This is a genomic window from Bacteroidia bacterium (assembly GCA_027493955.1).
Taxonomy (GTDB): domain Bacteria; phylum Bacteroidota; class Ignavibacteria; order SZUA-365; family SZUA-365; genus JAOSJT01.
Genome location: JAOSJT010000001.1, coordinates 3993383 through 4006684, shown reverse-complemented (window position 1 = coordinate 4006684; position 13302 = coordinate 3993383). Strand labels below are relative to the sequence as shown.

Annotated in this window: 9 protein-coding genes; all 9 read right to left on the bottom strand. The window is 56.2% G+C overall.

Translation table 11 applies throughout. The annotated features are described in order from the left end of the window. Window positions 1–231: 231 nt before the first annotated feature. Window positions 232–2019, bottom strand: a complete 1788-nt coding sequence (locus M5R41_15330; protein MCZ7557769.1) for an asparagine synthase-related protein — start codon at window positions 2017–2019, stop codon at window positions 232–234. A 24-nt stretch (window positions 2020–2043) separates the two neighbouring features. Beyond that, entirely contained in the window at window positions 2044–2376 is a 333-nt protein-coding gene (locus M5R41_15325; GenBank protein ID MCZ7557768.1) for a type II toxin-antitoxin system PemK/MazF family toxin, read from the bottom strand. Next, window positions 2376–2624 carry an AbrB/MazE/SpoVT family DNA-binding domain-containing protein gene (locus M5R41_15320; protein ID MCZ7557767.1) on the bottom strand — a complete coding sequence of 83 codons (249 nt, stop codon included), beginning with the start codon at window positions 2622–2624 and terminating at the stop codon, window positions 2376–2378. The genes M5R41_15325 and M5R41_15320 overlap by 1 nt, the downstream gene beginning before the upstream one ends. Window positions 2625–3609: 985 nt before the next feature. Next, window positions 3610–4776 carry a T9SS type A sorting domain-containing protein gene (locus M5R41_15315; protein ID MCZ7557766.1) on the bottom strand — a complete coding sequence of 389 codons (1167 nt, stop codon included), beginning with the start codon at window positions 4774–4776 and terminating at the stop codon, window positions 3610–3612. Window positions 4777–4949: 173 nt separating this feature from the next. Continuing rightward, window positions 4950–5480, bottom strand: a complete 531-nt coding sequence (locus M5R41_15310; GenBank protein MCZ7557765.1) for a sigma-70 family RNA polymerase sigma factor — start codon at window positions 5478–5480, stop codon at window positions 4950–4952. Between the two features lie 460 nt (window positions 5481–5940). Further along, window positions 5941–8199, bottom strand: a complete 2259-nt coding sequence (locus M5R41_15305; protein MCZ7557764.1) for a T9SS type A sorting domain-containing protein — start codon at window positions 8197–8199, stop codon at window positions 5941–5943. A 14-nt stretch (window positions 8200–8213) separates the two neighbouring features. Next, window positions 8214–8510: a T9SS type A sorting domain-containing protein gene (locus M5R41_15300; protein ID MCZ7557763.1), complete on the bottom strand. Its 297-nt coding sequence runs from the start codon at window positions 8508–8510 to the stop codon at window positions 8214–8216. Between the two features lie 576 nt (window positions 8511–9086). Further along, entirely contained in the window at window positions 9087–10946 is a 1860-nt protein-coding gene (locus tag M5R41_15295) for a phosphoenolpyruvate carboxykinase (ATP) (GenBank protein ID MCZ7557762.1), read from the bottom strand. A gap of 4 nt (window positions 10947–10950) precedes the next feature. Continuing rightward, a complete protein-coding gene (locus M5R41_15290) occupies window positions 10951–13302 on the bottom strand; it encodes a pyridoxal phosphate-dependent aminotransferase (protein MCZ7557761.1) in 2352 nt (783 codons plus the stop codon).

The following is a 13302-nucleotide window of genomic DNA, read 5'->3' as shown; positions in this document are numbered from 1 at the left end:
GTGCGGAATCTGCGCCTCCCAGGGGTCCCCTGTATCGGTATGTACCTTCTATGGAACCAGCTTCTCATTCACAGCTCGGCATCAACACCGAAATGCACGGAAACATGAAAGCAGGCCACTGGCCTGTTAACCGATCACAACCGCAATGGATGCCGGATCCGAAGTTGTGAACAGACCCCTATTGCCGTGGCCTCCGTGCCCCGCATTGTCGAATAACGTTCACCCGGTTGGTCATGGACGGATCGAGCGGACTCGTACCGGAGGTATTCCGCCAAGGGCTCCGTTGAACATCAGTAGTGGGAGCAGGGAGCGAAGCAATTCAGGGTCATCCGTGACCGCCTGGTCCTCAAGCAAAGGCGCCAATTGTGAAGACCTCTGTGCCGAGATCTCACGTAGGGCGGTGCTGAGAAGCAGGTCCGCGCTGCGATACTGGGCATAATCAAGCGAAGACCTGCGCCACAGTCGCCGAATCAAGGGGGTGATTCTGTGCAGTAATCGGTCAAACGCGACCGGCAATAACTGCATGTGGAACTGCGAGACTGGAAGAGTGCGAATATCCGAATAGCTTCTTGCTCGCCACCGCAGCGATGGTGTGAACCGCTTCATAATCGCGCGTTGCGGTATGTTCGCGGAACGTTTTCGCGCCGACAGTTTCGAGAGTTCGTTGATGTACCCGAGTTCGTAGTACGGCGTCATGAAGCGATTGTAGTGCTGCTGAAGACAGACCCCGTCCGTTGCATGATTCGCGATGATTTGCTCAAGATAGAATGTGTCCGCGAGGGCTTCGGGATCGGAAAGGTCGACGCACGCGGGCAGCAGATTGTACAAATCTTCCTTCGCGATCTGGATGACTTTCTCACCGTTTTCGAGCTTCGCTACGGTTCTCTCGCGGTCGCCAATCAGATAGTCCCACACCGCGTTGAAGAACTCGTCCTTCGATGATCCGTCCTTCGCCCTGCGACGCAAGCCGAAATTTCTTTCCAGAAATGTGCTGATCCCATCCACGATCGAATGTGCATACGCCGTATGCGCGGCGTACACAAATGGCAGATGCGCGTTTTCCAGTGACATCATACCATTCGAGCGAAGCACGCATTCCTTCGCGTACAGCGGATACGACTCCGAGAATGCTCCGTCTATCCACAGCATACGATGGTCGAGCCCATGTTCCTTCGCCAGCGATTGCGCTATGCGTGTATCGAAGCCGTCCGCCATGCCATGCGTGACGGAGACGAACGGTTTTTTTCCGGCGAGTAGTACCGCCAGGATTGTTCTCGAATCATACCCGCCGCTCAGGGATACGGCAATGGGTGCCGGAAGCGTTCGCATCACGCTGTCCACACTTGCGGCGAACGCGTCCACTGTGCGGTTGAGCGCAGCCCCGTCACCGTTGGTCTGGATCCGTGGTCGCCAGTATTTCTTTTTCGTGGGATTGTGATCGCTGAAGGCGAAATCTACAAACTCCGCCGCCTGCATTTTGTGAACACCATGATAGAGCGTCCCTCCACCGAGGACCTTGCCCCAGCAGAGATACTGTGCGAGGCTCCGCTCGGAATGCGCGGGCGCGGCAAAAATGTCGATGGCCAACAATGTCGCCAGCGAGGAAGAAAAGGCGAAACAACGCTCATCCCATCGATAGTACAGCGGGGTGCTCGCGAGGGGATCGACGAGAAGTTTCAGACGCTCACCGTTCCACGCCGCGGCCGCGAACATGCCATTCGCTTCATCCGGCAGGGCCAGATCTCTATCCAGCAAGCGATGCGGCTTCGTGTCCAGACGCGAGCCATGGAAACTGCTTCCGTCGATTGCTCCGATCTGCGAGTGATCAGGCGAAGTGGAAATGCATTTCACATACGGATAGCGGCTGGAGCAGATCACGCCCACGATGCCCGTGCAGGCGGTATTCGACTGGGACTCGTAATACTCATCCTCGTCGAGCAAGGCATTGAGCGACCTGCGCAGCTCGTCGTAATCAATCGCCACCGATGATACAATCCCGAAAAGACCCTTTGGCAGCACGGACAGCTCCCTGTTATGGTACGGTCAATATAAGCAGGCTTCGAGTATAGCAAGCACTTCGTTCAGCGTGTCCTTATCCGCACGTTCAAGCAACCTCGCTTTGCGGGCGCGCCAGTCTAGGGATTTCATTTGCTCCGCCATGACGAAGCCCGTAACCTTTCCGCTTGCAGGCAGGGCGACATGAAACGGATAGCCCCGCTGAGTGTTGGTAATGGGACAGGCGAAGATCATCCCTGTGCTTTCATTGAAGAGGTCCTTGCTGACAACCAATGCGGGACGGCGTCCCTGCTGTTCATGTCCGGCTTGCGGATCGAAGGACAGCGATACGATGTCGCCCTGACGAGGCGGACGCGTCATTACCACACCTCCTTGCCGACTGGTGCGCCCCAATCCGTTTCGCGGCTCCTCCGTGATTTCGGCATGCGTGCGATCAGATCCTCGAGTTTATATTTCCCCCGAATCTGCCGCTGCGGTGCGATGAGAATAATTCCCTCGCGAACGCTGATCTCCACAGCATCACCGACTTCCAGCTCCGCTTCCTTCAGCAACTCTTTACCGATGCGGAGTCCCTGACTGTTGCCCCATTTCTGAATAGTGGTTTGCATGCTGCGCCTTCTCCATGTATATCCGTAGTATAGCCACAATCTGTATTCCATGCAAGTCCACATTTGTACCTCGATCTGAGCTTTTCGTGCGGCTGCTCCCTCATATGTCATCTAGTGAGAGCGGCCAGGGCACGGCTGATTTATTGAACTCAACGCACCGCGGCGAGGTGAAGATCAAGGCCAATTATTCGGGGCGGATTCCACCGGCGAAAGAGATTGCTCTCACCACGCATAAGGAGATTCGATACCTCACAGATGTTATGGGACGTCTCAGAGATAAGAGGGGAATTTAACGCAAAGGCGCTAAGGCGCAGAGACGCAAAGAGAGAATTCTAATGGAGTTAGCCAAGATCGCCGACTCATTGTCGCCAGGTGATTGGATTGGGCAACGCATGTGGAGACTACATGCCACCTCGATGTTATAAGGAGGAATCCCGACAGGAAAGGTGCGTTTCGAAGTCCAAATTCAAGCAGAGGGACGCCTGCTAATGACAGAGGTGATGTTGAGGACCCATAAAACCTGTGCAAATCGAGCAAAGGCACTTCGACTCCGCACCGTGCAAACATTTTTCTACGAACTCAATTGCTATCGCGGTGCTTCGCTCAGTGTGACGATGATTTTTTCTGAAATGTCACACGAGATATAAACCTGAGCGCAGCGCTGGTTACATGACTCAGGGTGACGATGTTGGCTAGCCGGGCCAGTCGGACATGTCATACCTGAAAGGGACCGGTGTCAGCCTGAGTGTGCCCACCAGTCCGCCTGGGCGGACACCGGCCCATTTCGTAAGTGACATCATCGCACCAGTACGTGCCAGCAAACCTCGTCATGCTGAGGGCTGCGACAGCACGGATATTCCTTAATAATCCGATGTCAGCAGAGCAGCGTCTCGAAGCATGATTCTTTCCGTAATGTAATCAGAGCCCCACTTCCATGAGATGTCATTAACAGGCTGACAGGTGGGCACGCTCGCGTCGAACGTCGCTACCTTTTCAGTACCATTGGATGGATGTTCTGCTCACCGTTGTCCGTCGTGACAGCAAGTAAATAGTAGCCGTCCGGAATTCCGGAGAGAGAAATATTCTCCTGCCAGGCACCTGGTTCACGCTGCTCCGAGACGGCGACGTTCCTGATTCGCTCGCCTGTGATGTCGTACACCGAGATCGCAACACGACGCTTCTCACGAAGCGTGTAGTCCAGGGTGGCGATATCGCTGGTGACGGGGTTGGGGTAGACGCTGCTCGTCTTCAGCGATTTAGCCACGGCGCTTTCGTCGTGTGCAATTCTGCTATCCATGCCTTTTCTGCGCTCGATTGCCTGACGAACGCGCGGCGGCATGAGATCGAGAAAGGTTTTTGTGGGCTCGTACCAGTAGAGGTAGTAATAATCTTCGGCTCCCGGTGTCAGCGTTGTCTGTTGGAAACGTACCCGGATCGCGACAAGTTCGTCGCCGGAGTAATCGCCCGAGCCAATGGCTGCGACGGTATCCTGATTGCCGGTGGAGACGGCATGGCTGAAGGTGCGACCTCTGGAGTTGGTGATGAGCACTTCGTGAACTGGAACCCGTTCTGCCGGCCGTATGGGTTCGGAGATGCCGGGACCCGAATGCAAGGTCGATTTCTCGATCGCGCGGGCGAGTTTGATGCTGTCGGTTACGCTACGAGGTTTTCCAATGGGAATGCGTATCAGAACTGAACCGTCGCTCATGTCTTCTTTCATACCGATCGTAAAATTTCCGTACGAACGTGAGATTGTGCTATCATCGGACACGATGATGCCGATGCGACTGAGTTCGAGAGAATCAAGATCGTACACCTCGCAACCTCGTATTCTCTCCTTGGTCCACGCTGCAAACAGTTCCAGTCGTCGCGTGGCCGATGTCGGAGCATCCCCGTCATTCCGTGCTTTGCGAGCGGTCTCTTTTAATTTCTCCGAAACGGGGTAAACATCCAGTGCGGCGTCTTTCGTGACGTCCGACTGTCGAGGTGTACCGACTTCCATCTTCGTTTTGTTTACGGATTTCGTGGAATCATCGGCACGCGCGTGTGTTGTGACGCTTTCCGCGCTCCGTTTTGGTGGCGAAGATGAAGGAAGCTGCTGTTGAGGTGCGTACAAGCCGACGATGAGAACAATTGCTGTGATCGCTGTCATAACGCCTCCTGAGATTATAATTCTGCGAATGTTTGCCTTTTTTCTTGATTGAGTGGCGAGAACGCTTGTACCGGAATGTGATGCAAAGAAGCGCTTCGCAGCATGGACTGAGATAAAGGGCGGCGCAGTTCGGGCCTCGTTGAGAAGGTGTTCCAGTTTATTATCGTCTGCTCTCATTGTCCGACCTTTGTATCAGCTATGACGATCTTGGCATCCTCGGATGTACGGGGCTCGGTCTGTCTTTCCCCGAGCATTTCCGCGAGTTTTTTCCTTGCCCGTGCGATCCGGGATTTGACGCCTGAAAGCGATCCGCCCTGCAGTGCGTGAACTTCATTCAGGCTCAATCCGGACAGTTCGAAGAGAACCAGGGCTTCCCGCTGCTTTTGCGGCAGCTTCGCGAGGGCTGCATGGAGGAGTTCGACATCGTGGGCGACTCCCGGCTCCGCTACGCCATCTATCACCAGATCCTCGTGCTTCGTTTCCATGCGCGTAAACAGCCTGCCCCAGCGGCTCATTTTCCAGTACTGCCGCCGCGCGATGGCGATGAGAAAAAACAGAAACGATGCCGGGTCGCGCAGGTTGTGAAAGCTCTCGTATGCCGCCAGCAGCGTCTCGCCCACGACATCCCGCGCCAGCTCGCTGTCCTTCGTCATCGCCCGCACATAGCGCACGAAGGCCGCGTGATGCACGTTCAGCAGGTGCATGAATTCTTCCTGTCGCGTATCCGACGGTGGGTGTGGCGAGGACTTGGTGCTTGGCATCAGATGACGGTGCTACTCCGGACTAACGGCGCATTATGCTGCACATAGTAATAGAGTCGGATGTGGGAAAAAAGTTGCAGCCCTTGACAGAATAATATATCGGACCTGCCTATCGCAAAACAAGCCCCCACGGCGGATGCTCCGTCGACTGGCGTTGCTTCAATTCCCGCACTCAATGTTTTTCGAAGCAGGCGCTGATAAGCACAGTACCTGCTATGATCGTCCCCTTGTATCGCGTTGAAGCAACTTCCCTGCCCCCTGCCGATCCTGTATAAACTGTCTGATTTCCGCCAGCGCCTCCGGCATCCGTTCGCACACCTTCTCGTTTGTGAATCGTCGGAACGGTTAGCCCGAGTTCAATACCAGTGGTTTTTTACCCCACACCTGCAGTTACGAGCAATCCTCATCGCGCAAGCAGCATTCTGCGTGCGGCAATTCCGCTTTGTGTCTCAAGCGTCACGATGTACACACCATCACGCAGAGCCGCGGTAGCCAGGGTCAAGGTGTGACTGCCGCCCGATGCCGCATCCACGGATTGAACGCTCACCACCCTTCCGAGAACGTCGTACACCGCAACCCGCACAGCCGAGGGGGCGCTAATCGTGTACCTGATGTTCACAACTCCACGACCTGGATTTGGGTATATCTCGAATTCCACCCCGCCGGTAGGCGCAGCGCTCTGCGGTGTGACGGAGGTGGTCGAATCAAGAAGATATTCATATGCGCCGCAGGGAGTGCCGACTAAAATGCGGCGGGGATTGCGAAGCGCGAGGACATGCGAAATATTATAGTTGTGCAAGCCGTTGATGGGGAGCTTGCCCCACGTCATACCACTATCCGTGCTTTGCCACACGCCTCCGCCATCTTCGCGCGACTGCGGGATGGGGTCGAGTCTCGACGGAGAGGTGACGCCGAGAAACATTGTCGATGCATTGTCCGGATCGATAGCTACGGATGTGATCTTTCTGCTTCCAAGACCGGGGTCTCGATATTGCCAGGTCACGCCGTCGTCGGTGGTGATATGCACTCCCGTCGGCTCGATCACGAGAATCCTGTTTTCAACAGCATCATCGAAAATGATGTCAATCGGCGTCTCATTCAGGGCGATGGAGGTAATCCGCGCCCAACTAAAACCGTAGTTACCGGTGCGGTGGAGCTGCGAGGTTCTCCCATCGTCCCGATCGAGGCCGGCGAGTAGTATAGCACCTTCCCTATGCTTGTCGAAGGACAGGCATTGAGCAAGCACGGGCGTGCCCGCATATAACTCGCCCATGAGAACAGCGGTGGAATCCGCGCTCAGCACCTCGGAATCGTTCAATCTCCAGAGTCCGTTGCTTCCACCGTGGAAGGTATCCTTGCTGAACGGATCGTAGGTGGGCTTGCAAGGTCCGACAAGTCTGATCCATTTCTCTAACGACTTCTCGTTCTCTATTACCCAGATAATTTGATTCTCCCTGTTGAACTGGTAGATCATATCTTTGCTTCTCTTGGAATGCATCATTTCCATCTTGAAATGACCTACCCCCCGTATTGAGGTTGATTCCCATGTCCGGCCTGCATCGGTACTCTTCAGAGTGGTATGCGGTGTTGAGACCAAAAGCGTATCCCCTTCCGCATTGTACGCGAGCAAACCGTTGACCGGCGCTGCCGAAACGGTGTTGCTCAGTAACGCGACCTCCCCCCGCAGATATTCGTACAGTGAATCATTGACGATGGCGAACATTTTGCCCGATCGTGCATCGTACGAGACATCAGCACTAAGACGGAACGACCGTATCCATCTGTCGTAGGATGAGGACAATGTGGTGATCTGGAAAGTCGGATTGTCGAGATCCCGGCAGAACAATCCGTAAAGCCGGTTTAATGCGTACACGCTATGTTCCTGACTGTTGTATACATACTTGAGGTTGTCATCGCCCCAATAATCGTCGATACCTCCCTCCATAGGGTACGTTCTCCACGTCTCGCCGCAATTCGATGAGTGGTAGCGCCCCGCGTGAATCTGTCCGTCGGGGCAGACAATCATGTCGGCCGCTCCGTAGGAGGACAGCTCCATAGGGATCATCCGCCACGTCGCGCCCGCATCGGTGGATCTGTGAATGATATTCGCATTGAGCAGGAGCATCACATCCGTATTCCACGGATCCACCGCGCCGGGACCAAAACTGCCTGATCCTGGATCGCTGTACCGCAGTTCCCAGCTTGCGCCGTTGTTTGTGGATGCGTAGAATTGCTCATGACAGAGCAGGAGTTCGCCGCGCTTGCCCCGAGAGGTCAAGAGAAAGGGACCACGAGGATTCTTCGACCGCAATCCCTCAGAAGCCGGACGTAGGGTCTCCTCTCCCCGTACGACGGAATACACATCTCCACTCATGGAGATGATCAGCATTGTGTCGTCGGAAGCAAGAAGCATTTGCCGCAGCGGGTAGAAGGTACGATCACGCAGATCGTACGGGAAGGATTGGTAGGTCCAAGACTTCCTGCCCGCATCGCTGTAACAGAGTGTGCCGTTGGTCAGTACCCGGAGCGACCCGTCCGATGCGCAGGCAATCTTGCCATGAACTGCGGGGATGGGAAGCTGTTTCCATTGTGCCGCCGCGTCCGTTGTTAGCATGAGCAGAAGCAGGGCAGAAGTGATTGTTATATATCTGGTGTTCGTCATGATGCGCCCCACGATCAGAGTACTATATGGATCAATTTCCGCACGACGTTTTTGTTCACGCGCAGCACGACGTGATAATAACCTACTTGCATGTTTTCGAGGGTACATGTTACCTGGTGCGTACCGGCATCGAGAGTGCCTGAACGGTACAGGTCTTGAATGAAGTGTCCTGAGATATCGTACAGCGACAGACGCGCTAAAGCGGGTGCCGCAAGAACGAATCGAGACGTGATTTCCTTCCGGGCAGGATTCGGGAAAACCTCGAACTTGAGATCTTCCGATTCTTCAACAGCATCAAGATCGCTCCTCATGCGGACCTCTCCTCTATTGACGACGTCGCTCGATCCGTCAAACCGTGCCTCACAGCGAAAACCGGCACAGCGGGGTATGACGTATGTCGATTATTGGAATCCGGAATACTTTCAGGCGAAAACGAATGAGCAGAACCACCTTCGGGTATCTCGTTATAACCAACACGCAAATTGCAAGCGGCAAGATACCCCACAGCTAAGAGAGTATCAGTGCAAAAATGGATGCACTATTCGGATATACCGGGTCCGCTATCAGTGCCGCATTGACAATCCTGATGTATGAGGACCAGCGGAAGGAATATGCCGGTGTTTCAATACACACGCTACACATTCGAGAAGCACCCTCCCCTCTCTGCGGGGTCCCGGAGGGATGCCCCCGGCAGCATCCCGCCAGGACCGGTAGGAAGAGGGGTTTTGGTCGTCTATATTTTTCTATATGATTTCCTCTTCATCGTTCCCAAAGGAAGAGGGTTTCCGCTTGTGTTACAATTAACACAGTACACATTCGAGAAGCACCCTCCCCTCTCTCCTCCTGAGGCGGAGAGAGGGGGAAGGGGGTGAGGGAGGGTGAGGGTCCTACCGCCAGCGCCAGACTCCCGGCTTGCGGGGGCGCGATACGGGCTCGTCGCTGCGCACAATCACGCGGGGCTCGGGCGGGGCGGGGATGTTGTAACCGCCGGTGGAAGCGTTGGGCGAGCTGCTCCTCCGCACGCTGGTGTCGCCCATGGCGCGGAAGCTGCGCTCGGCCGCGGCGATGATTTCGGGACGCAGGCCTTCCTTCGACACTTCTTCCAGGAAGGCACGGCGACCCTGAATGATGTCCTTGATCAGATGGTCGATCTGTTCGTCGGTGTAGAGTTTGTGCACATCCCATTCGTCCATGCGTCGGCCGTCGGCTTCCACGATGGACATGGTACCAAGCACGCCCTTTTCGTACTTGTTCGTGCCGCGGAGATCGCCGCGCTGAATGGCCGCCATGAGATCGAGTGGCACGCGCTCGGCCTTGCGCACGAGACGCTTTTTCGCCACGCCGCGCTCTTCGTACTCCTCGATCACCTCGCCCATGCCGCCGGTATTGTACAGGCGGAAATTCACCTGGCCGGGATACTTCGTCGTGAGCTTCATGATGATGTCGTAGAAGCGGTTCACCTTTGCGCCGCGGCTGCCGATGATGAAATCGTCGGTGCCGACGATGCGTACGGACTCGCCGGCTTTTTCGGGATTGGCCGCGAAACTCAGCGTGGATTCGCCGAACAGATACGCAAGCACACCCTGCTCCGGCGTGAGCATCTGCGAGAAGGGCATCAGCGTGTTACGGCGGGTGATGAAAGCGAACCACAGTGCGTCGTTCTTTTCCAGACTGGGCAGATTGATGGAATCCGCCGCGATGGAAATGCGCTTGCCGTCGCGCTCGATGTCGAGCTTGTCCATGCGCACCACCGCGCGACCGTTGCCGCAGAGACTCTCGTCGAGAAAGTCGACATCGCCGGCCGCGGTGACCATCACATTTTCGAGCAGGGCGCTTTTGTGCGTGAGTGCGTGGAACATCGCTTCCTGATCGCTCTTGCGCACATCGGTTTTCACATAGAAGTTGTGCTCCGATCCGTAGGCCGATCCGTCGTCTTTGAGGAAGCAAATGTCGTCCTGCGACGCGTACGTCATCTCGCCGCGCTTGGGATCCATCTCGAGCTGATGGCAGCTCCAGGTGGATTTGCCCGTAGCAGTCATACCGAAAAGGATGACGCCATGACGCTTGAGATCGTTGCTCTTGGCGTCGCGCGCGACCACCACTTTGCTTCCCGCGTGCAGACCGAGCATACCGCGTTCATCCGCCAGCCACATGGCCTGGCGAAGGAAGCCCTTTTTCTCCTCGCCGAGATAATCGCTGCCGAGACAGATGTTCAGATTGAACTCCGGCATGGTCAGAATCTGCTGGCGACTCTGATGCTCCTCGGGGATGTGAATCATGGTGATCTCCGGACCGGGCCGACCTCCGGGATCGTCCAGCAAATTGCCCCACATGTAGGCGAGACGCGAGTTGCGCCAGTCGCCCACACTCAGATACAGCGTACAAACCGGATTGAAATCCGGATTGTTGCCCATCTGCCGCGTGAGCTTGATGAAGGGCAGTGTCTTCATCCATTTCAGCACTTTCTCCAGCTCGTCCGGCGCGCCCTTGACCACTTTTTCCTGATACGGGAGCAGATAGGGGAGCCGGACCTTCTCTGTACCGAGATACACGGTCTTGGCGGCCAGACGCGAGCTCTGCACCGAACGCCACACGTGCGAGCCGTGTTTCGTTTTCTGCGCGTATTCCTTTACCCGCGGCTCCAGCCACTTGAGGTCCACTTCCTTGATGTTCGGTCCCTTGAGCAATGGAACGAGCTGCTCGTAGAACTTTTTATAGTATGCATCGTCATAGATGTCTTTCGCCATTGTCTCACCTTCCGCTTACGCCGACGTTTTTCAAAACATGCTGCGCCATTTCCGTCACCGTGGCTGTACCGGCGTTGAGCTGATACACCGCGGCCGAACGGAACAGTTTGCCAAAGAAAGTTTTCTGCAAATCGAAACGATCCTGCCCGCGCAGCAGCAGATGCGGATTGTACCACTGCTCCTGCTTGCCTCCGGACGTACCCGCCGGATAGCCGGCCTCAATCTGATGCAGCGCATCCTCGACATCGAGCTTCTGCACTGCGGCCGACACGGGATCGTTGCGGAGAATGAACACATGCCGTATATCGATGCGCTTGACGTGACGCGACATGCCCCCCAGCCAGTAGGGATCGAGCATGGCATGGCTTTTCTTCGCGCAGGAGTAGCTGTACGGCGCGCCGCTGTTGAGGCGGCAACTGTCGTTCACTTTGTGCTTGTCGTTACGGCAGTCCTCGACACGCGTAGTCACGTTCTCGCATTTGCTCTTGTCGAAAAGCTTTGCCAGGCCGTCCCAGGACTCGACGGTATTGGTGGGCATGTACATCTTGCGCTCGGGATTGTCCGCGGCCGCATAGCCGCCGCCATAGCGCACAAACAGATAGTCGTAGCTGTGCAGTGCGGTTTCATCGCGTTCGGAGAAGAGGCGCCAGAACAGCTCCGTCTTTTTCGTACCGGATGGTCCGATAAACAGCACGCCCTCGCCGTTGATGTCCATGGACAGCGCGCGAATGGCGTGCACGTCGCTATGCCGCTCGGCAACGTCGCTGACGAGTCCGAGAGCGAGCGAGCGCAGCGATCCGTAATGGTCGCAGTTGAACAGGATGCCGGTTTTGGTGTCGCTGTTGTAGAAGGCATGCGATTCGCGCCCCGCCACACCGTCCACAGCGTAAATCACGCCATGCGGTTCGATGTCTGCTTCGAGCTGCGCGGGATACCAGTTTTCCACCCAGAAATCGTACAGATGCCCCACGTTGGTGCGGAGCTGCACGATGAGTCCGTTGATATTGGCATTCCATTCGAAGTAGTTGCTGTAGCTCAGCTCGGCTTCCGCTTCGGCCACGAGGGCGTTGCGCTTGTCGATGCGCACTTCGTCTTCGGACTGCACGATATGCTTCACCACGGTTTCCGTATTCGCGAGCTTGATGAGCTTGCGCTTGGGCGCGGGCTTGAGCTTCGAGAGAGCCTCGGCAATGCGGGCCATGCCGTCCTGCAAGTTGGACATGGATGTTGCATAGCTGATTCGGATGAAGTCGTCCGAACCGAAGGCGTCGCCCGGCACAATGGCCACATTCGCATGCTTGAGCAGGTAATATGCCATGCCGTAGCTGTTGCGGATGGGTACACCTTCGAACTCCTTATCATAAAAGGACTTCACGTTCGGGAAGGCGTAGAACGCGCCGCGGGGCATGGGACAGGAAACGCCGGGGATGGATTGCAGCTTGTACACCACGAAATTGCGGCGCTTCTCGAACTCAGCCGCCATTTTGGAAATTTCGTACTGCGGTCCCTTGTACGCTTCCAGCGCCGCACGTTGCGATATGGACGAGGGATTGGACGTGGCGTGGCTCTGCACCTTGGCCATGGCCGAAACGATGTCCTTCGGTGCGGCGGCCCAGCCGATGCGCCAGCCCGTCATGCTGTAGGCCTTGGACACGCCGTCTATGGTGATGGTGCGTTTCCACACCTCGGGTCCGAGCGATGCAAAGCGGGTGAACTTCAGGCTGTCGTACATCAGCTTGCCGTAAATTTCGTCGGCAATGACGTAGATGTCTTCCTCGACGATGACGTCGGCCAGCGCCTCGAGTTCTTCGCGCGAATAGCCCGAGCCCGTGGGATTGGAAGGATTGTTGAGAAACACCGCGCGCGTACTCGCGTTGATGTGTTCGCGGAGCTGATCCGGCGTCAGGCGGAAGCCGTCTTCCTCGCGGGTCTGTACGATCACCGGCTTGCCGTTGGCGAGCTTCACCATTTCGGGATACGACACCCAGTACGGCGCGGGGATGATGACTTCGTCGCCGTCGTTGACGATGGCCATCATGGCGTTGTAGATGGAGTGCTTCGCGCCGTTGCTGACGATGATTTCCGTCCCGGGATCGTACACGAGATTGCATTCCTCTTTCAGATGCGCGGCGATGGCCTTGCGCAGCGGGAGAATGCCCTCGTTGGCGGTGTACTTGGTGAAGTTTTCGTCGATGGCGCGCTTGGCGGCATCCTTGATATGCGCGGGCGTGCCGAAGTCCGGCTCGCCCACGCTGAAGTCTATGACGTCCACACCCTGCTCTTTCAGCGCCTTGGCTTTCGCGGCGACCTTGAGCGTGGGCGAGGACCCGATCAAATGTATTCTGTCTGCGGTCAC